At 63.3% G+C, this 19,643-nt stretch carries 19 protein-coding genes; 7 read left to right on the plus strand and 12 right to left on the minus strand.

Translation table 11 applies throughout. From position 1 onward, the window contains the following. Positions 1-18 precede the first annotated feature (18 nt). Positions 19-573 carry a DUF1415 domain-containing protein gene (locus P0D80_RS23770; RefSeq protein ID WP_408286963.1) on the minus strand — a complete coding sequence of 185 codons (555 nt, stop codon included), beginning with the start codon at positions 571-573 and terminating at the stop codon, positions 19-21. Between the two features lie 91 nt (positions 574-664). Then, complete coding sequence (locus P0D80_RS23775) at positions 665-1,312, minus strand: TetR/AcrR family transcriptional regulator (RefSeq protein ID WP_408286965.1); 648 nt, start codon at positions 1,310-1,312, stop codon at positions 665-667. A gap of 155 nt (positions 1,313-1,467) precedes the next feature. Between P0D80_RS23775 and P0D80_RS23780 the strand changes: the two genes are divergently transcribed. Continuing rightward, entirely contained in the window at positions 1,468-2,751 is a 1,284-nt protein-coding gene (locus P0D80_RS23780; RefSeq protein WP_132376765.1) for an MFS transporter, read from the plus strand. A 178-nt stretch (positions 2,752-2,929) separates the two neighbouring features. After that, the gene (locus tag P0D80_RS23785; RefSeq protein ID WP_132376766.1) at positions 2,930-3,523 is read left to right on the plus strand and encodes a nitroreductase family protein; all 594 of its coding nucleotides are present in this window, start codon (positions 2,930-2,932) and stop codon (positions 3,521-3,523) included. Between the two features lie 54 nt (positions 3,524-3,577). Here the strand turns inward: P0D80_RS23785 and P0D80_RS23790 are convergent, their stop codons facing one another. Next, positions 3,578-5,053 (minus strand): MFS transporter, encoded by a 1,476-nt coding sequence (locus P0D80_RS23790; protein WP_408286967.1) that lies wholly within the window; start codon positions 5,051-5,053, stop codon positions 3,578-3,580. A gap of 188 nt (positions 5,054-5,241) precedes the next feature. Here P0D80_RS23790 and P0D80_RS23795 point away from each other — a divergent pair, with 188 nt between their 5' ends. Beyond that, on the plus strand, positions 5,242-6,492 hold the full coding sequence (locus P0D80_RS23795) for an Hsp70 family protein (RefSeq protein ID WP_408286968.1): 1,251 nt from the start codon (positions 5,242-5,244) through the stop codon (positions 6,490-6,492). A 109-nt stretch (positions 6,493-6,601) separates the two neighbouring features. Here P0D80_RS23795 and P0D80_RS23800 read toward each other — a convergent pair whose 3' ends face one another. Beyond that, on the minus strand, positions 6,602-6,805 hold the full coding sequence (locus tag P0D80_RS23800) for a cold-shock protein (protein ID WP_007180251.1): 204 nt from the start codon (positions 6,803-6,805) through the stop codon (positions 6,602-6,604). A 481-nt stretch (positions 6,806-7,286) separates the two neighbouring features. On the opposite strand from P0D80_RS23800, the gene P0D80_RS23805 reads away from it, so the two are divergent. Then, positions 7,287-8,882, plus strand: a complete 1,596-nt coding sequence (locus P0D80_RS23805; protein ID WP_408179086.1) for an APC family permease — start codon at positions 7,287-7,289, stop codon at positions 8,880-8,882. 86 nt (positions 8,883-8,968) lie between these two features. Here P0D80_RS23805 and P0D80_RS23810 read toward each other — a convergent pair whose 3' ends face one another. The 7 genes from P0D80_RS23810 to P0D80_RS23840 all read right to left on the minus strand — a co-directional run bounded on the left by P0D80_RS23810 (position 8,969) and on the right by P0D80_RS23840 (position 15,121). Then, positions 8,969-9,754, minus strand: a complete 786-nt coding sequence (locus P0D80_RS23810; RefSeq protein WP_408286969.1) for a DODA-type extradiol aromatic ring-opening family dioxygenase — start codon at positions 9,752-9,754, stop codon at positions 8,969-8,971. 158 nt (positions 9,755-9,912) lie between these two features. Beyond that, positions 9,913-10,512 (minus strand): UbiX family flavin prenyltransferase, encoded by a 600-nt coding sequence (locus P0D80_RS23815; RefSeq protein ID WP_408179088.1) that lies wholly within the window; start codon positions 10,510-10,512, stop codon positions 9,913-9,915. Between the two features lie 44 nt (positions 10,513-10,556). Further along, on the minus strand, positions 10,557-10,868 hold the full coding sequence (grxD, locus tag P0D80_RS23820) for a Grx4 family monothiol glutaredoxin (protein ID WP_408286971.1): 312 nt from the start codon (positions 10,866-10,868) through the stop codon (positions 10,557-10,559). Positions 10,869-10,986: 118 nt separating this feature from the next. Continuing rightward, positions 10,987-11,847 carry a peptide chain release factor N(5)-glutamine methyltransferase gene (gene prmC / locus P0D80_RS23825; protein ID WP_408286973.1) on the minus strand — a complete coding sequence of 287 codons (861 nt, stop codon included), beginning with the start codon at positions 11,845-11,847 and terminating at the stop codon, positions 10,987-10,989. A 7-nt stretch (positions 11,848-11,854) separates the two neighbouring features. Next, positions 11,855-12,937: a peptide chain release factor 1 gene (prfA, locus tag P0D80_RS23830; protein ID WP_408179090.1), complete on the minus strand. Its 1,083-nt coding sequence runs from the start codon at positions 12,935-12,937 to the stop codon at positions 11,855-11,857. A gap of 123 nt (positions 12,938-13,060) precedes the next feature. After that, complete coding sequence (gene hemA, locus P0D80_RS23835; RefSeq protein WP_132376774.1) at positions 13,061-14,347, minus strand: glutamyl-tRNA reductase; 1,287 nt, start codon at positions 14,345-14,347, stop codon at positions 13,061-13,063. 63 nt (positions 14,348-14,410) lie between these two features. Beyond that, positions 14,411-15,121 (minus strand): response regulator transcription factor, encoded by a 711-nt coding sequence (locus tag P0D80_RS23840; RefSeq protein WP_408286974.1) that lies wholly within the window; start codon positions 15,119-15,121, stop codon positions 14,411-14,413. Between the two features lie 204 nt (positions 15,122-15,325). Between P0D80_RS23840 and P0D80_RS23845 the strand changes: the two genes are divergently transcribed. From P0D80_RS23845 to P0D80_RS23855, 3 genes are read left to right on the plus strand one after another with little or no spacing between them, the layout of a single operon-like run. Beyond that, positions 15,326-15,580: a hypothetical protein gene (locus tag P0D80_RS23845; protein ID WP_408179091.1), complete on the plus strand. Its 255-nt coding sequence runs from the start codon at positions 15,326-15,328 to the stop codon at positions 15,578-15,580. A gap of 19 nt (positions 15,581-15,599) precedes the next feature. After that, entirely contained in the window at positions 15,600-17,414 is a 1,815-nt protein-coding gene (locus tag P0D80_RS23850; RefSeq protein WP_408286975.1) for an aminopeptidase P family protein, read from the plus strand. A gap of 31 nt (positions 17,415-17,445) precedes the next feature. Continuing rightward, a complete protein-coding gene (locus P0D80_RS23855) occupies positions 17,446-18,069 on the plus strand; it encodes an HAD family hydrolase (RefSeq protein WP_408286976.1) in 624 nt (207 codons plus the stop codon). A 191-nt stretch (positions 18,070-18,260) separates the two neighbouring features. Here P0D80_RS23855 and P0D80_RS23860 read toward each other — a convergent pair whose 3' ends face one another. Continuing rightward, positions 18,261-19,382, minus strand: a complete 1,122-nt coding sequence (locus tag P0D80_RS23860) for a DUF748 domain-containing protein (protein WP_408286978.1) — start codon at positions 19,380-19,382, stop codon at positions 18,261-18,263. Positions 19,383-19,643 lie beyond the last annotated feature (261 nt).

Below are 19,643 nucleotides of genomic sequence, written 5' to 3' on the forward strand. Positions count from 1 at the left end.
TGCGAGCCGCTGAGCGAACTAGCGCTTCATCAACGCGGCCCAGCCGGCCAGGCCGATTCGCCGGAGCGTTTCCTGATTCCGCTCGTAAATCTCTTCCGCATCGGGAAAAGCCTGAACCGCGCGTTCAATGCTGTCTTCGCGCAGCAGATGCAAGATCGGATAGGGCGCGCGATTCGTGTAGTTCTCGATATCGTCGGGCTCGCTGCCTTCGAACTGGTAAAAGGGATGGAAGCTCGCGATCTGAACGATGCCTTCGAGCCGAAGCTGCTTGAGCATGCGTTCGGCGAAAAACAGGCTGTCATTGTAGTCGAGAAAATCGCTGAGCGCCTGCGGCACGATCAACAGCGTCGTATCCACGGCATCCGGGTTGGCGGCGACCAGCGTCTGAAGCTCGGTTTCCAGATCGGCCAGCACACCTTCCATGTCCACGGCATCGCTGACGGCATAGCGAATCTGCCCCTTTACGTGGACTGCCTTCGCGAACGGACACAAGTTGAGCCCGATCACAGCCTCGGTCAGCCAGTGACGAGTAGCGGCAACAACGGCATCGTGGGATTCGGCGGGCAACGACATGGCAGGTGGCGCGGGAGATAAAGCGCCATTTTAGCGGGGCGGATGGGCATCGATTCGCGCCTCGCGCAAACAGAACCGCAAAGCAGACAATTCAGTCAGTCGACGCCGCCGGCGCGCCGCACGCAGCGGCGATCAACTGCGCGGCGACTTTCGGCGCGGCCAGAATGGGCCCGCAACCGGGGCCGTACGTCTGGCTGGCCGCATACACGCCTTCGATCATCAAACCGAGCGCATTGGCGAGCGCGACCGGATCATCGGCGCCCGCTGCCGTCGTCAGTTCCGTGAGCCGCGCCATCAGGCGCGCTTTGTTGTGAAACACGAACTGCCGCGCCGGATGCGCCGTGTCCGGAAACTCCACCGACACGTTCACGAAGGGACAGCCGCGATAGTCATCGATCGACGCGCGCACGGCGAGGTCGTCGAAATATTGCTGAAGCTGCCGGGCCGGCTCGCGCGGATGTTTGGCGAAGCTCCTCTCCACGTAGCCGAAGAACTGCTCGTCCTTACGGTCCAGATAAGCCATGACCAACTCGTCCTTCGACGAAAACTGCCGGTACAAGCTCATCTTGTTCACGCCGGCGCGCTCGACCACTGCGTCCACCCCGACGGCTCGCACACCCTCGCGATAGAACAGCTCGTCCGCGGCACGGAGCAAGTGCTGTTGCGCCTGCGGCCCGGCGGTCTGCGCGCCGCGCGAGCGACGGGCCGCGGCCGGTTTGAGGGATTCACTGTCGGACATGGATGATCACCTGAACTCAATTAACGCCTTGACATGTTACCGACCAGTAACTAAGATCGCAACACCTATTGTGACTGATCTGTCACAAATCCTTTACCGAACGCGTAACAATACAAGCGGCGACGCCTGCGGGGCAGGTGTCGATTGGAGAACCGATGAACTGGGCAGCAAAACTGATTGGCGGACGTTTCCACTACGGCTGGTTGACCGTCGCGGTGGTGTTTCTGGTACTGCTGGCGGCAGCCGGCACGCGCGCCACGCCGAGCGTGATGATGGTGCCGCTCGAGCATCAATTCGGCTGGAGCCGCGCAACGATTTCATTGGCGATCTCCGTTAACATCGCGCTGTACGGTCTGATGGGACCGTTCGCGGCGGCGGCAATGCAACGTTTCGGTGTGCGCCCCACGTTGTTGGCCGCGCTCGGCACGATGGCGGCCGGTGTGGGCCTCTCGTCGCTGATGACGCACCCGTGGCAGATGATATTGATCTGGGGCGTGATGGTCGGCGGCTCGACGGGCGTCGCGGCGTTGTCGTTGTCGGCGACGGTGGTCACGCGCTGGTTCACCACGCACCGCGGCCTCGTCATGGGCATTCTCACGGCAAGCTCGGCAACCGGCCAACTGGTGTTCCTGCCGATGCTCGCGGCCATCGCCGAGCACTACGGCTGGCGGCAAGTGGTGTGGGTCGTCGCCATTGCGGCCGCGATCGTGATTCCGCTGGTTGCGTTTCTGTTGCCGGAGCGCCCGGCCGACATGAAGCTGCGTCCTTATGGCGAGCCACACGATTCGCCCATCAACAGCACGGTCACCAAACAGAACCCGCTGGCAATCGCCTTCGGTACACTCGCCATGGCGAGCAAGACCCGCGACTTCTGGCTGCTGTTTTTCAGCTTCTTTATCTGCGGCGCGAGCACCAACGGCTACGTCGGCACCCATCTGATCGCGATGTGCGGCGACTACGGCATGACGGAAGTGCAGGGCGCCTCGCTGCTCGCCGCAATGGGCATCTTCGATCTGTTCGGCACGACTCTTTCGGGCTGGCTGTCGGACCGCTTCAATAGCCGCGTGCTGCTGTTCTGGTACTACGGTCTGCGCGGGTTGTCGCTGATGTTTCTGCCGCACGCGTTCGGCATCGACTTCTTCGGTCTGCCGCTGTTCGCCGTGTTCTACGGCCTTGACTGGATCGCAACCGTGCCGCCGACCGTGCGTCTGGCCACCGACGTCTACGGCAAGGAATCAGCGCCGGTAGTGTTCGGCTGGGTCGTCGCCGGCCATCAACTCGGCGCGGCGTTCGCGGCGCTCGGCGCGGGCATGCTGCGCGCGAGCCTCGGCACCTATACGGTAGCGTCGATGATTTCCGGCGGCTTGTGCCTCGTGGCTGCGGTGATCGTGTTGCGGATCAACCGGCCCGCCAAAGTGCCGGAACCGCAGGCGGCATAAAACCGCACGCGGCGAACCGAGCATCGCGAGAACCACGGCCCCGCAAGGGGCCGTTTCGCTATCGAAGCCGGCACTAAACAAACTGCTCGCTTGTTGGCGCACGCGCGCTGAAGCCCGGTTATGCTATGTGACCCCGGGCAGTTGCCCGTCGATCATGAATTTCGACTGAGAGAAGCGCATGACCCATAAACCCGCCCCTACCGCAATTGCCATTCACGAGCTGATTGCAGGCCGCTGGAGCCCGCGCGCGTATTCGAGCGAGCCGGTGAGCCGCGAGCATCTGCAAGCCGTGCTCGAAGCGGCACGCTGGGCGCCGTCTTCGTACAACGCGCAGCCGTGGCGTTTTCTCGTATTCGACCGCAGCGTCGATGAAGTCTCGTTCAAGCAGGCTTTTGCCACGCTGGTGCCGTTCAACCAGGGCTGGAATGCGCCGGCGCCGGTGCTGATCGCGGTGACCACGCACACGCTCACCAACAAGGGCGACGTGAATCGCTGCGCGCCGTACGACGCGGGCGCCGCCGCAATGGCGCTGGTATTGCAGGCGCATGCGCTCGGACTTGCCGCGCACCAAATGAGCGGCTTCGACCCGAACGCGTTCCGCACGGCATTCAAGCTGCCGAGCGACGTCGACGTGATCGCGATGATTTCGCTCGGCCATTACGGCGACGTCGACAAGCTGGATCCGGTGTTGCGCGAGCGCGAGAAGTCGGTGCGTCAGCGTCTGCCGCTGGCGGAAATCGCCTATGCTGGCGGCTGGAAGAAGGCGTTCTGAGCGGCCTGCGATTTGTGAATTGAAGTAGAACGCGCGGCGACAACCGCGCGTTTTTTATTCCACATCCTCCGTGACGCTCGACAGCGGCGTAGCCACACTCTCCAGCGACTTGCGCTCCGCGTCCACGCCCCAGATCGCCGCGATCACCGCCGCCGCGAGCATCAGCCCCGAGCCGACGAGATAGCCCAAAAACACTTCGCTGCGCTGATGCGTGTCGATCAGCCGGCCGAAGAACGCCGGCCCGGCGATGCCGCCGAGCGCCGTGCCCAACGCGTAGAAAACCGCAATGGCCAGCGCGCGAATTTCCAGCGGAAACGATTCGCTGACGGTCAGATAAGCCGAGCTCGCAGCTGCCGACGCGAAGAAGAAAATCACCATCCACGCGATCGTCTGCGTCACGACGGTGAGCATCTGCTGCTCGAAGAGGTAACCGCTGAGCGTCAGCAGAATGCCGGAGATCGCGTAAGTCGCCGCGATCATCTTGCGCCGCCCGATGACGTCAAAGAGCCTGCCGAGCAGCAGCGGTCCGAGGAAATTGCCGAGCGCGAAGGGCAGCAGATACCAGCCGATGTGGTCGCCCGGCACGTGGTAGAAATCGGTGAGCACCAGCGCGTAGGTGAAAAAGATCGCGTTGTAGCAGAACGCCTGCGCGGTCATCAGCGACAGGCCGACCAGCGCGCGCCGTCGATGCACGTTGAAGAGCGTATGGAATACCTCGCGCAGCGGCGTATGTCCACGAGCACGCAGCCGCAGGCGCAGGAGGCCTTCGTCGGAGAGCGTGTGACCTTCGTGGCGAAAGCGCGTTTCGATGCCTTCGACGATCGCGCGCGCGTCGCGCTCGTCGCCGTGCGTGAGCAGCCAGCGCGGGCTTTCGGGCAGCCAGATGCGCATCGGCAGAATCCCCAGCGCGAGCACCGCGCCGATGAAGAAGCAGGCGCGCCAGCCCCAATCGGCCGGCAACAGATGCGGATCGAGCAGCACTAGCGAGCCGGCCGCGCCGAGCCCCGCGCCGACCCAGAACGTGCCGTTGATGCCGAGATCGGTCCAGCCGCGCAGGCGCGCCGGCGTGAATTCCTGGATCGTCGAATTGATCGCCGTGTATTCACCGCCGATCCCGGCGCCGGTCAGGAAGCGAAGCAGCAGAAAGCTGGCCAGATTCCACGACAGCGCGGTTGCCGCAGTCGCTGCCAGATACAGCGCGAGCGTGATAAAAAACAGCTTGCGGCGGCCCAGCCGGTCGGTCAGCCAGCCGAATCCCAGCGCGCCGAGCACCGCGCCGGCGATGTAGGCGCTACCGGCCAGGCCGACGTCGGCGTTGGAAAAGTGCAACGATGGGCTAGACTTCAACGCACTCGCAACCGCGCCCGCCAGCGTGACTTCCAGACCGTCGAGCAGCCACGTCACGCCAAGCGCCACCACGAGCAGCGAGTGAAACCGGCCCCACGGCAGACGGTCGAGCCGCGAGGGCAGATCGGTTTCGACGACCGTGGCGTTTTTTTCGTGAACAGCGGCAGTAGGCGGCGCGCTCATTGCTTGAAGTCTCCTCAATTCCGAAAATTGGCGGCGTATCCTGTCAAAATGAGCAATATTCGTTCCGTTGAGTTGGGTTCTTCCATTATCTGGAGCGTGTCCAAGCGTCAGTTGATGCTGATTGGGCTTTCGTGTTACAAAGCCGCTCCCCTTTCTGTCCGCGCCAGCCGTGAGCGGCGATTCCTGCCATGAACTATTGCGCGATTGACTTCGGTACTTCCAACTCGGCTGTGGCCGTTCCTGTCGGCGGCGCGCTCAAGCTCGCGCCGGTCGAGGGCGCCTACACGACGCTGCCCACGTCGGTCTTTTTCAACACCGACGAAAACACCCGCGAATTCGGGCGGGCGGCGCTAGCAGCCTACATCGACGGCTTCGACGGCCGCCTGATGCGCTCGATGAAGAGCATTCTCGGCTCGCCGCTCGCCGAGAACTCCACCGACCTCGGCGACGGTTCCGCGATCAAGTACACGGATGTGATCGCGATTTTCGTCGAGCACCTCAAGCGCTCGGCCGAAAAAAGCGCGGGCGGCGCGATTCATCGCGCCGTGCTGGGCCGGCCCGTGTTTTTCGTCGACGACGATCCGCGTGCCGATCAGATGGCGCAGCAGCAGCTCGAAGCCGCTGCGCGCTCGGTCGGCCTGCGGGAAATTCACTTTCAGTATGAGCCGATCGCGGCCGCGTTCGACTACGAATCGCATCTGACGGAAGAAGGACTCGTGCTGGTGGCCGACATCGGCGGCGGTACGTCGGACTTTTCGCTGGTGCGGGTCGGGCCGGAGCGGATGAAGCGCGTCGAGCGCAAGGACGACGTGCTGGCGCACCACGGCGTGCACGTCGCCGGTACGGATTTCGACCGGCGCGTGGAACTGGCGACGATCCTGCGCGAACTGGGCTATCAGACGCTGGACCCGGAAGGCCGCGAAATCCCGAACCGGATCTATTTCGATCTGGCGACCTGGCATTTGATCAACACCGTCTACGCCCCGAAGCGCGTCAGCGAACTCGCGCTGATGCGGCACCTGTTCACTGAGGTCAAGCACCATGATCGGCTGATGCGCGTCGTGGACCGCCGGCTGGGCCATGCGCTGGCAGCGCACGCGGAAGAGGCGAAGATCGGCGTGGCGGCGGGCGGAGAGACCGTGATCGACCTCGATGAAGTCGAAGACGACCTGCGCCTCGCGTTCGACGAGGTGCAACTCATCAAGGCCGGCCACGACGAAACGGCCCGCATCGTGCAGGCGGCTCGCGACACGGTGCAGGCGGCCGGCGTCGCGACACGCGACGTCCACGCGATTTACTTTACGGGCGGTTCGACCGGATTGGCGTTTTTATCGGGCGCATTGGCGGCGGCATTTCCGGATGCCAAAGCAGTATTCGGCGACCGACTTGCGAGTGTCGCGACTGGACTGGGTATTCACGCGCGGCGTCTATTCGGATAACCAAATCACCAATCGCATACTGCGAAGATAATCACCATTCGCAATGGCGATGGATATAAAAAACCCCGCCGAGGCGGGGTTTTTTTGCGTCCAGAAGGAAGCGTGTTGCTTACACCGGCTTGATGTTAGCAGCTTGCTTGCCCTTCGGGCCCGTCTTCACTTCAAACGTAACCTTTTGGTTTTCTTGCAGCGTCTTGAAGCCTTCCGTGCGGATTTCCGAGAAATGCGCGAACAGATCTTCGCCGCCGCCGTCCGGCGTGATGAAGCCAAAGCCCTTTGCGTCATTGAACCACTTGACGGTACCGGTTTCCATATTACTTGTTCCTAAAGATGGTAAATAAGGCCGAAGCCCAGAGGGTGCATGAAAATCAAGGAAGGGGTAATGGGACCAACCGGAGTACCGTTGATGGGCGAACTACGAAAGACCAATTCACTCGCCGCTTGAAATCCTGCCCGAACGTTATACGGCGATTTCGAGAGAAGGTCAACAGTCTCCCCACAACTTTACAAACTTTCGTCAGCTTGGCGTAAAAGTTGCTTACAAAGCTTGCTATTCGTCTGAATTTTTTGCTAGGGAGAACCCTTGGTTTCGCTGCAGAGGCTGGGTGCAACCGTTAAACTACGCGCCTCGCGTCGGTTGCACCTGTCTGGAATGGGCCGTCGCGTACGAATGCGCGTCACCCGTCTGCAACGCCCCAAGGCGATGTCACGCGGTGCCGTCATGGTTCTGCAGCAAACTTGCATGGGGCGGAGGGAGTGCCGAGGCGCTCACTCCGGCCGACACAGGAGAAGACGTGAAAAGTTCTATACAACGGAACATTGGGCCGTTCGCGCTGATGCTGACGGGCTTGGGTTCGATCATCGGGTCCGGCTGGCTGTTCGGCGCGTGGAAGGCCGCAAAAATCGCCGGTCCCGCTGCCATTTGTGCATGGGTGATCGGCGCGGTCGTGATTCTCGCGATCGCATTGACCTACGCGGAACTCGGCGCGATGTTCCCGGAGTCCGGCGGCATGGTGCGTTACGCGCGCTATTCGCACGGTGCGCTGGTTGGTTTCATTAGCGCATGGGCCAATTGGATCGCGATTGTCTCGGTGATTCCCATCGAGGCTGAAGCGTCCATTCAATATATGAGTACGTGGCCCTATCCTTGGGCGCATGCGCTATTCGTGGATGGCTCATTAACTACGAATGGATTATTGCTATCCGCTGCGCTCGTGATCATTTACTTCATGCTGAACTACTGGGGCGTGAAACTGTTCGCGCGCGCCAACTCGGCGATTACGATTTTCAAGTTCCTGATTCCCGGCGCGACGATCCTCGGCTTGATGCTGACGGGCTTCCACAAGGAAAACTTCGGCGAAGCGAGCACCTTCGCACCGTACGGCTGGTCAGCGGTGCTGACGGCCGTGTCGACGAGCGGCATCGTGTTCGCGTTCAACGGTTTCCAGAGCCCGATCAATCTCGCGGGTGAAGCGCGCAATCCGGCCAAGAGCGTGCCGTTCGCGGTGATCGGCTCGATCCTGCTCGCGCTGGTGATCTACGTGCTGTTGCAGGTCGCGTATATCGGCGCGGTGAACCCGGGCGACGTGATGAAGGGCTGGAGCCACTTCAACTTCGCTTCGCCGTTCGCGGAACTCGCGATTGCGCTGAACCTGAACTGGCTGGCAATTCTGCTGTACGTCGACGCATTCGTCAGCCCGAGCGGCACCGGCACGACCTATATGGCGACCACGAGCCGCATGATCTACGCGATGGAACGCAACAACACCATGCCGAAGATGTTCGGCAACGTGCACCCGTTCTACGGCGTGCCGCGTCAGGCGATGTGGTTCAACCTGCTGGTGTCGTTCATTTTCCTGTTCTTCTTCCGCGGCTGGAGTTCGCTCGCGGCGGTGATCTCGGTCGCAACGGTGATTTCGTATCTGACCGGCCCAATCAGCCTGATGGCCCTGCGCCGCGCGGCGACGGACCTCGATCGTCCGCTGCATATCCCGGGCATGAAGATCATTGCGCCGTTCGCGTTCGTCTGCGCGTCGCTGATCCTGTACTGGGCGAAGTGGCCGCTGACCGGCGAAATCATTCTGCTGATGGTCGTCGCGTTGCCGGTGTACTTCTACTTCCAGGCGAAGTCGGGCTTTGCCGGCTGGGGACGTGATCTGAAGGCGGCGTGGTGGCTGGTCGCCTATCTGCCGGTGATGGCGATTCTGTCGCTGATCGGCAGCAAGCAGTTCGGCGGTCACGACCTCATCCCTTACGGCTGGGATATGGTGGTGGTGATCGCGTTTTCGCTGGTGTTCTACTACTGGGGCGTGACGAGCGGTTATCGCTCGGAATATCTGGACGAGCGCACAGAGCACGACGAAGTGCTCGAAGGCATGGGCGCGCATTAAGGTGCTGCACTGAAGTCTGTAAAAAACCCCCGCCTGAGTTGCTCAGGCGGGGGTTTTTCTTTTCTGCCGCACTTATTGACGCTGCGTCAGGCGGTGCCGAACACGTAGTTCGTCATGGCCAGCGAGCGCTGGTAGGTCCCAAGCGACTGGATGGCCAGCGAGTAATCGTCGTCCGCAGCGCCCAACGCGGCGAAGACCGGCAGTAGATGCTCGTCGGTGGGATGCATCAGCACGGCATGCGGCGCCTGGCGGCGGTAGTCGAGCAGCGCTTCAATGTCGTGCGCGGCGAGCTTTTCCTCGAACCAGTCGGTGAATTCGGCGACGCGCGGATCGGCGTCTTCAGGGCGCGCGGAAAAGTCGGCGGCGCGCAGGTTGTGCGTGATCTGGCCGGAGCCGATCACCATCACGCCGTCGTCTTTCAACGACCGCAGCGCCCGGCCGACGCGGAAGTGATGCGCCGCGTCCATGTGCGGCTGGATCGACAACTGGGCGACGGGTACGTCTGCATCCGGAAACATGAGCAGCATCGGCACCCATGCGCCGTGGTCGAGTCCGTGCGGCTGCGCGCCCGTGAGGATGCCGTTTTCGCCGAGCAGCACCGCCGCGCGGCGCGCCACATCGGGCGCGCCAGGAGCCGGATACTGAATTTCGTACAGCTGACGCGGAAAGCCGTAGAAATCGTGGATCGTCTCTGGCGCCGTGGACGTGCTCGCCACCGGCTGCGCCGTGCCCCAATGGGCCGACAGCATCAGCACGGCTTGCGGACGCGGCAACTGGGCGCTCAGCGCGCCGAATTCGGCGGACGGCAACGACGGGTCGATCGGCAGCGTGGGCGCGCCGTGGGACAGGAAAAGCGAAGGTAAGCGGTTCATGGCGGCAGCGCAGCCGCGAGAGCGCGGCGCAGAGATTGGGTTGCTACCAATATAGGGCTGCACCGCGATTTGATAAACGGGTGAAAACAGAATTGATTGTGTCGCAGATGTTGTGAATCCGTGCTTATGCACGGTCATCGCACGCTGTGGCTACGGCGCTATTCCTGTACGCCGCGCAGCCCGGCCCACGCCGGCGACAAAGCCGGTCCGAGCGCGAATAGATCCAGCACGCGCGCCACGGTGTGATCGACCATTTCGTCGATGGAAGCGGGTTGGTTGTAGAAAGCAGGCAAGGGCGGGAAGATCACGCCGCCCATTTCAGTGACGGCCGTCATATTGCGCAGATGCGCAAGATTGAACGGCGTCTCGCGCACGAGCAGCACGAGGCGGCGGCGCTCCTTGAGGGTGACGTCGGCGGCGCGCGTGATCAGGTTGTCCGAGAAACCGTGCGCGACGCTGGCGAGCGTCTTCATCGAGCAAGGGGCGACGACCATGCCGTCGGTGGCGAACGAGCCGGACGCGATGCTCGCGCCGACGTCGCGCACCGAATGAACGACATCCGCGAGCGGATGCACGTCTTCTTTGCTCAACCGGAGTTCGTGCTGAATATTGAGCCAGCCCGCGCTCGAAATCAGCAGATGGCTCTCGACGCCGCCCAGCCTGCGCAGCGTTTCGAGTATCCGGATGCCGTAGATGGCACCCGTCGCGCCGGTAATCGCGACGATCAGCCGGCGTGGCGCCGCAGCGCGTGTTTCCATGGCTCGCGGCGCCTTGGGGATAGAAGCGTGTGGACCGTGGCCGCTCAGGCCGCGGCGAACAGTTGCTGCAGTTCGCCCGATTCGTACATTTCCATCATGATGTCCGAGCCGCCGACGAATTCGCCCTTCACGTAGAGCTGCGGAATAGTCGGCCAGTTCGAGAACTGCTTGATGCCCTGGCGGACTTCGTCGTCTTCCAGGACGTTGACGGTCTTGAGCTCGCCGACGCCGCACGCCTTCAGGATCTGGATGGCGCGGCCCGAGAAGCCGCACATCGGGAACTGAGCAGTGCCCTTCATGAAGAGGACGACGTTGTTCTCGTCGACGATTTGCTTGATGCGTTGTTGCGTATCCATGACTGACCTTGCGGTTCCGTTATGTGTAGGGAATAGGTTGAAATGATAGCGGATTTCGATACGGCCGGCCGAGCGCCGCTTTGTCCGTGCAGCGTTTGTGGATATTAGGCGATGCGCGTCAGCCGTCCAAACGCCCGCCGCTGATCCGCTCGATGCCGGCCAGGTCCCGCTCCGAGCGGACTTGCGCGAAACCTTGCGCCGTCAGCAGTGCGCGCACGGCTTCGGCCTGGTCGTAGCCGTGCTCGATCCACAATACGCCATCGGCGGCGAGCCGTGTGGGCGCACCGGCGATGATGGCGCGGATCGCGCTGAGCCCGTCGGCTTCGTCGGTGAGCGCGCCGCGCGGTTCGAAGCGCAGATCGCCTTCGTCCAGATGCGGATCGCCACTCGCGATATACGGCGGATTGCTGACGATCAGGTCAAAGCGCAAGGTGGCGTCGAGCGAGTCGTACCAGTCGCTTTGCGTCAATGCCAAGGCGCCGCCGGGCCGTTTCGCGTCGAGCAGGCGGGCGGCGTTGCGTGTGGCGACCGCCAGCGCTTCGGCGGAACGGTCGAGCGCCCAGACTTGCGCGTCGGGCCGCATCGAGGCGATCGCGACGGCAATGGCGCCGGTGCCCGTGCCGAGATCGAGCACGCGAGGCCGCGAGAGGTTTTCCAACGCCGTCAGCGCCGTTTCGACCAGCAGTTCGGTTTCAGGGCGCGGAATCAGCACGTGTGGTGTGACTTCGAAATCCAGCCCGAAAAATTCCCGAGCGCCGACCAGTTGCGCTACCGGTTCGCCCGCTACGCGCCGTGCTTCCAGCGCCTGGTAACGCTCGACAAACTCGTCGCTGAGCGCTTCGTCGCTGCGCGTAATCAGCTGCGTGGGCCGCCAGCCGAGCACATGCGTGAGCAGGATGCGCGCTTCGAGCAGCGGCAGCGGCGAGGCGCGCAACAAAGCGGCGGGCGTGTTGGGCGTGGCGGGCGTGGCCGAACTCATGCGCGCTTTAGTCCGCGTCGCCCAGCGAGGCCAGCAACTCGGCCTGATGCTCGCTGACGAGCGCCGCGATCAGTTCGTCGAGATCGCCGTCCATGATTGCGTCGAGGCGGTAGAGCGTCAGGTTGATGCGGTGATCCGTCAGACGCCCTTGCGGGAAGTTGTACGTGCGAATCCGCTCCGAGCGGTCGCCCGAGCCGATCAGGCTCTTGCGCGTGGCGGCTTCCTTCGCCTGCTGCTCGTGCGATTGCTTGTCCTTGATGCGCGCGGCCAGCACCTTCAGCGCGCGGTCCTTGTTCTTGTGCTGCGAACGGTCGTCCTGACATTCGACGACGATACCCGTCGGCAAGTGCGTGACGCGCACCGCGGAATCGGTCTTGTTGATGTGCTGCCCGCCCGCGCCGGACGCGCGGAACGTGTCGATCCGCAAATCGGCCGGATTGATCTCGACTTCGCCGATTTCGTCCGCTTCCGGCATGACCGCGACCGTGCACGCCGATGTATGAATGCGGCCTTGGGTTTCAGTCGCCGGCACGCGCTGCACGCGATGGCCGCCGGACTCGAACTTGAGCTTCGAATAAGCGGCTTCGCCCGCGATCCGCACGATCACTTCCTTGTAGCCGCCCAGATCCGATTCGCTCGCCGACATCATCTCGACTTGCCAGCGGTTGCGCTCGGCAAAGCGCAGGTACATGCGCAGCAGGTCGCCGGCGAACAGCGCGGATTCGTCGCCGCCCGTTCCGGCACGGATTTCGAGAAAGATGTTGCGATCGTCGTTCGGGTCTTTCGGCAGCAGCATTTTCTGCAACTCGGCGCCGAGTTTTTCCATGCGCTCGCGCGCCGCGCGAATTTCATCTTCGGCGAAGTCGCGCATCGACACATCGGCCAGCAATTCCTGTGCGGTGGCCGCGTCGTTCATGGCCTGGCGCCACAGCGCGTAGTGGTCGACCACCGGCCCGAGCTCGGCGTGTTCCCGCGTGAGCTTGCGGTATTGGTCGAGATTCGAGGTGATGTCCTCGCGGCTCAACAGATCATTCAGTTCGGCCAGCCGGGTGGTGAGCTGGTCGAGCTTGCGTTGCATGCTCGTTTTCATCGGACGGGTATCGGAGCGGGCTCCGGCAAGGACGGCGACTAGGGGAGTGGGCGGATGCCCTGGTCAGAAGCATGTCGCGGGCCACTTGCGGGTAGCCCGGACAGCGCGGCGGTGGCTGCGCCGCTAACGCTCCGTGGACCCGGAGTGTTTGTAGAAACCGCTCATGAGTTCGATGAGCGTGTCACGGTTCTCGCTGCTCGCACGATTGAGCGCGTGCGTGGGACCGTGGATCAGTTTATTGGTGAGCGATTGCGACAGCGCTTCGAGCACGGCAGCCGGATCGTCGCCGCGTGCGAGCATTTTCTGCGCGCGTTCGACTTCGGCACGGCGCAGCACGTCGGCTTGCGTGTGCATATGGCGGATCACCGGCACGATGCTGCGCGCGTCCAGCCATTGCATGAAATTCTGCACGCGCGTTTCGATGATCGCTTCGGCCTGCGCAACCGCGGCTTGCCGCGACGCATTGCCTTCGCGGACGATCGCGCCGAGGTCGTCGACGGTGTACAGGAACACGTCTTCGAGCTTGCCGACTTCGGGTTCGATATCGCGCGGAACGGCCAGATCGACCATGAAAATCGGCCGGTGGCGGCGCGCTTTGACCGCCCGCTCGACCGCGCCCAGGCCGATGATCGGCAAGGTGGACGCCGTGCACGACACGATAATGTCGAACTCATGCATGCGCGACGGCAGCTCCGACAGCGGAATGGCCCGGCCGTTGAAGCGCTCGGCGAGACGCGTGCCGCGCTCGGCCGTGCGGTTGGCGACTACGAGTTCCTTCGGCTGCTGCGCGGCGAAATGCGTGGCGCACAACTCGATCATTTCGCCCGCGCCGATGAACAGCACGCGCTGGTTCGAGACCTTGTCGAAAATCCGTTGGGCGAGGCGCACGGCGGCGGCTGCCATGGAAACCGACTGCGCGCCGATTTCAGTCGTGCTGCGCACTTCCTTCGCCACGGCGAAGGTTCGCTGAAACAGCTGGTTCAAATAGGTGCCGAGGGCGCCGGCTTCGGACGCGGTACGCACTGCATCCTTCATTTGTCCGACGATTTGCGTCTCACCCAGCACCATCGAATCCAGCCCGGACGCGACGCGGAACGCGTGACGCACGGCTTCCGATTGCGGCAGCGCGTAGACGTGCGGCGCGAGTTGGTCGATGGGCAGGTTGTGGTACTTGGACAGCCACTGGATCGCGGCTTCGCGCGCGGCCTGGTCGTCGGTCGCGCAGTAAAGTTCGGTGCGATTGCACGTGGACAGAATTGCCGCTTCCGGCGCCGTGCGGGCCGACGGCCCCAGCCAGACGCTCTTGAAGGTGTCCAATGCAGGCTTGATCTGTTCGAGCGGAAACGCCACGCGTTCGCGCAGGGCGACAGGCGCAGTGTGGTGATTGATTCCGATCGTTAGAAGCTGCATTTGGGGGAGCTATGGTTTAGCCCAATATTATAGCGTTTCCACGATTTTCACATTGTGCGTGGCTTATTCCGCGTTTACAACGGCTTCCGGCGGGATCGCGTCGAGTTGATAGCCGTAGCCGTACAGCGGCGTCAGGCAATAGCCGTGTTCAGGATGAAGCTGCAATTTGCTTCGCACGCGCGACGCGTGCGTGTCGACCGTGCGCGACCTTACGTCGCGGCGGCGCGTCCAGACGTTTTCAAGAATATGCGCTCGCGACACCGGCCGCGAGAGATTGCTGAACAGCAGCAGCGCGAGGTGGAATTCCTTTGGCGTGAGCGTGACCGTTTGCTTACGAAATGTGACGGCAAATTGCGCCGCATCGAACGCATATTCGCCGATGACGTCGCGCCGCCGGTTGGGCAGCCGCCGCAAGCCGGCGCGGCGCAACAGCGCGTCCACGCGGGCCAGCATCTCCGGACCGCGGACCGGTTTGGTCAGGCAGTCGTCGGCGCCGGCGTGCAGCGCGGCGACAATCTGGCTTTCGCGTGGCGCCGACATCAGCACGATCACCGGCAAGCCCGGCAGGATGGCGCGGGCGCGCGCGATGACGTCTTCGGCGGAGTGGTCGCCGGCCCAGCTTTCGGTGATGAGAAGGTCGAAGAATTCTTCGTTGGCGCGCGTCAGAAACGGCACGCTCGCGATGAAGTGCTGACACAGATGACCGCCGGCGAAGACCAGCCGGCCGACCAGTTCAGCATGCCGCAAGTCCGGCTCGATAAGGGCGATTCGCATGAAGCGCTTTCAGCGTGGCAATGACCGGGGACCAGGCTTTTCCGTAAGGCTCACAGCTTGCCTAACATCACCCCGACCCCTAAACTCAACCGCTATGCGGAAAGCGCCGTGCTGAACTTCTATAGTTAATGAGACAAAAATGCTATCTGTGTTGGCCCCTTGCGCCCATGAGACGAATCCGAAACTGCGCGAGGCCAGCCGTTAATGGGGTGGCCCGGCCTTGTAGTGTTGGGGGCGGCGATCGGCCTTGCGGGCTGGTGGTTGCATCCGCTGCGACGCGCGAGCCGCGCCCGGTGGTGGGTGGCGCTGCTGGCCGGCGTGCTGGGCGCGGCCGTCGCGCACATGGCCGGCAATGTGATTGGTCTCTTCCATGACGGTGATACGCTCGAATGGCCGGTTTGCACCGCCGTCGCGTTGATCGCCGTCGCCGTGACGGTCGGCTTGCTTTCCCGTCGATGAATATTTGCAGGTGACTCCGATGAATGCCCGACTCCCCGAAACTTCCTCCATTCCCGAACGTCTTGCCACCTTGCGCAACGCAATGGCGCGCGAAGGCGTCGCCGCCTACCTGGTGCCGTCCGCCGACCCGCATCTGTCCGAGTATCTGCCTGGGCGCTGGCAAGGCCGGCAGTGGCTGTCCGGCTTCACCGGCTCGGCCGGCACGCTGGTCGTGACCGCGGACTTCGCCGGCGTCTGGACAGACAGCCGTTATTGGGAACAGGCCAACGCGCAACTAGCCGGCACCGGCGTTCAGTTGATGAAGATGACCGGCGGCCAGCAGACCGTGCCGCATTTCGAATGGCTCGCTCAGAACGTGCCGGCAGGCGCCACGGTCGGCGTGGACGGCGCCGTGCTCGGCGTGGCGGCGGCGCGGGCCTTGAGCCAGGCGCTGAGCGCGCGCGGCGTGCAACTGCGCACCGACGTCGATCTGTTCGACGCGATCTGGCCGCAGCGTCCGTCGCTGCCGGCGGCCGCCGTGTTCGAGCACGCCGCGCCGCATGCGAGCGTCGCTCGGTCGGACAAGCTCGCGCAAATTCGCCGCGCCATGGCGGACAAAGGCGCGCAATGGCACTTCATCTCCACGCTCGACGACCTCGCGTGGCTGCTGAATCTGCGCGGCGCCGACGTCAGCTACAACCCGGTGTTCGTGGCCCACGCGCTGATCGGCGTCGACCACGCGTCGCTGTTCGTCGCCGACGGCAAGGTGCCGCAGGCGCTGGCCGATGCGCTGGCGAAAGACAATATCAGCGTCGAGCCGTATGCGAAGGCCGCGGACGCGCTGGCCGCGCTGCCCGCCGGCAGCACGCTGCTGATCGACCCGCGCCGCATCACGTTCGGCTCGCTGCAATCGGTGCCGTCAACGGTTACGGTGGTCGAGGCCGTCAATCCGTCCACCTTCTTCAAATCGCGCAAGACCGAGGCGGAAGCCGAGCATGTGCGCGAGACGATGGAACAGGACGGCGCGGCGCTGGCGGAATTTTTCGCGTGGTTCGAAGGCGCGCTGGGCCGCGAGCAGATCACCGAACTCACCATCGACGAGCGTCTGACGGCGGCTCGCGCGCGCCGTCCGGGTTTCGTGTCACTGAGCTTTGCGACGATCGCCGGCTTCAACGCGAACGGCGCGATGCCGCACTACCGCGCTACCCAGGAATCGCATTCGGTGATTGAAGGTAACGGCCTGTTGCTGATCGATTCCGGCGCGCAGTATCTGAGCGGCACGACCGACATCACGCGCGTGGTGCCGATCGGCACCGTCAGCGAAGCGCAGCGGCGCGATTTCACGATCGTGCTGAAGGGCACCATGGCGTTGTCGCGCGCGCAGTTCCCGCGCGGCATCCGTTCGCCGATGCTCGACGCGATCGCCCGCGCGCCGATCTGGGAAGCCGGCGCCGATTACGGTCACGGCACCGGCCACGGCGTGGGCTATTTCCTGAACGTGCACGAAGGCCCGCAGGTGATTTCGCACTACGCGCCGGCCGAACCGTGGACCGCAATGGAAGAGGGCATGATTACCTCGGTCGAACCGGGCATTTACCGTCCGGGAAAATGGGGCGTACGGATCGAGAATCTCGTTCTGAACGTGCCGGCCGGTCAAACCGAGTTCGGCGATTTCCTCAAGTTCGAGACGTTGACGCTGTGCCCGATCGACACGCGCTGCCTCGATCTGTCGCTGCTGCGCGAGGACGAACGCGCGTGGCTGAACGCGTATCACGAGTCCGTGCGCACGCGTCTGTCGCCGCACGTGTCCGGCGACGCCAAAGCGTGGTTGGAGTTGCGCACGCAACCCATTTGATTGCGATCGGAAATCAGCTTACGGAGAGTGCATGGCCATCAAGGCAGTGGTGTTCGATTTCGGCGGCGTGCTGATCGACTGGAGCCCGGAGTATCTGTATCGGGAACTGATCCCTGACGAGACCGAGCGCCGCTGGTTTCTGACTCACGTCTGTTCGATGGACTGGGTGATCCGTCAGGACGGCGGGCAGCCGATCGTCGAGGCCACCGAGGAACTCGTCGCAAAGTTTCCCGATCACGAAGCGCTGATCCGCGCGTTCTACGAACGCTGGCACGACATGGTGGCCGGTGTGCTGGAAGAGGGCGTGGCGATCATGGAAAAGCTCGAAGCGGCCGAGGTGCCGCTCTTCGGGCTGACCAACTGGTCGGCGGAGACCTTTCCGTATGCGTGGGAGCATTACCCGGTGCTGCGGCGGTTTCGCGACATCGTCGTCTCGGGGCGAGTGAAGATGGTGAAGCCAGATCCGGCCATTTTCGCGGCCATGCGCGAACGGATCGAGGCGCAAATGCCGGGCATCGAGCCCGGCGAACTCGTCTTCATCGACGACAACCTGAAGAACGCGGAGGCCGCAACCGCGCTCGGCTGGCACGGCGTGCATCACACCAGCGCCGCGCGAACCGAAGCGAAACTGCGCGAGTTGGGGCTGTCGGTTTAAGGCTGGGACGGTTCCGAAGAAATAGCGAGGCAGTTGCGTTCCAGTTTCAGCGCGCCTCGCAAATTGAAGGGAGACTGCGCGAGCTTGGGCCAGCAGTTCGAAGCTCGTGCGTTTCTGGCAGCAAAGCGGCGCGGCCGCGCTCCAACGGCGCTGCTTTAACTCTGCCCGCATCGACGCAGTTTTGCCCCGGCCTACTGCCCAAGCAGATTTTTCAACGCGTTCCCTAAGCCTTTCACAGTTTCCCCCGCGCCCTTTGCCACGTCCTCGACGCTCACTCCGAGCGCCTTCGCAAAGCCGGTGCCGATGCGCTTCATCAGGCCTTCCTGCACCGAGAATTTCGGGTCGCGCAAATTCCCATCCAGAACGAAATGCAACGTGATGTCGCCGTTGTGCGACTTGAGCGCGGCGACCGCAGCCTTGGTCGGAATCGACATGAAGGTGTCGAGCGGGTTGCCGGTGTCGGCGAGCTGCAGATTGTGGACCGTCAGCGAGCCGGGTGCGTGCAACTGATAGTTGCGTACCGTCGAGTCGACCGTCAGGTCGATCGTGCCGCCGGTCACTTGCGCCTTGGTGCCGGCCTTTTTGATCAGGTACGGGTCGAGCATCACGATGTCGACACCGCGCAGTTTGCTGGTGGTCTGCGAATCCTTGCTGGCGATCTTGATCCAGCCGGCAAACGACACGGTGCCCGTATGCGCCGGGCCTTTGATCGAGCCCGTGACATTGACGTTGGTCGGCTCAGTGAGGGCGGGCAGGTGCAGATTGTCGACGGTCGCGTTGGCATTGCTGACCGTCACTTTGAACGGCGGCGGCCCAACCGTCATGTCGTAGAAGTGGAAGTTGCCCTGCTCGAAGCTGATGTGATCGACCTGCTTTTCGCGGGGAGTGGACGCCGCCGCGCCGCTGGCTTCGATGTCGTACCGGTTCACCGATTCCCGCAGATTCGGCATCAAGCGAATCGTGCCGTCTTTGGTGCGCAACACGGCGATATCGAAGCCGCGCACCACGACGCTACGGATATGCATGCGCCGCGCGATCAGATCGCGAATATCGGGCGTGACGGTGATGTCGTCCGCCCGGAGCGGATCGCCGGCCGGCCAACCGGGCGGCGCTTTGAGAAGAACGTTGGTGAGATGAACCGAGGTGAGGCCGACGTCGATGGTTTCGGCGCTGCCCAAGGGACCGAGCGCCGCGATCACGCGCTCCTTGACCTCGCGTTGCGCGAACTGCAAGGCGCCAACCACGACGACGATCAGCACCAGCAGCACGCCGCCCACGGCGACGGCCCAGCGCTTGCCCTTCGACATCGCCATGCTTGCCTCCTCATCACCGCGTGGCGCGCGGCGTGGCAGTGATCGGCCTTGTGCGCTCATCGGGTGGGCGCGCCTAGAGGTGTTCGTCCGGGCGGAACGAGGAATGCGTACGTCTCGCCGCGATGACGTGTATCACGCCATGGCACGCAATGCGTGTGCCCTACCGCTCATACCGTCGACGCCAGGTGTTTGCGGCGCACGCCACGCTCGAGCGCCCGGAAAAACGGCCGTCGAGGCGGCCTGCGCGTCAGCCCAGCCAAC

Origin of the sequence: Paraburkholderia sp. RL17-373-BIF-A (genome assembly GCF_046030175.1) — a bacterium.
Taxonomy (GTDB): domain Bacteria; phylum Pseudomonadota; class Gammaproteobacteria; order Burkholderiales; family Burkholderiaceae; genus Paraburkholderia.